At 40.3% G+C, this 283-nt stretch carries 1 rRNA gene; it reads right to left on the bottom strand.

Annotation, left to right across the window (positions count from 1 at the left end):
* Nucleotides 1-189 precede the first annotated feature (189 nt).
* A 23S ribosomal RNA gene (locus H5122_RS20070) occupies nt 190-283 on the bottom strand; the annotation flags it as partial.

Genomic DNA, 283 nt, shown 5'->3' with positions numbered 1-283 from the left:
GTTCGGCATGGAGTCAGGTGGGTCCAAAACGCTATTGTCACCAAGCAAATTTGGGCGTTAATTCGTATCGCTACGCACTAACTGAATTTGGAAAATATCTGATAATATTTTTTAAGTCTTTCTAAGTAATATCTACTTTAGTCATATTAACTTCTGTCAAACTGTCGCATAAAACGCGTTTGGCGTTGTATGGTTAAGCCTCACGGGTAATTAGTACAAGTTAGCTTAATGGCTCACACCACTTCCACATCTTGCCTATCAACGTTGTAGTCTTCAACGGCCC

The organism is Pseudoalteromonas sp. SG43-8, assembly GCF_014164245.1.
GTDB lineage: Bacteria > Pseudomonadota > Gammaproteobacteria > Enterobacterales > Alteromonadaceae > Pseudoalteromonas > Pseudoalteromonas distincta.
The sequence above is the reverse complement of the archived record's forward strand: the minus strand, read 5'-3'. Positions and strand labels throughout refer to the sequence as shown.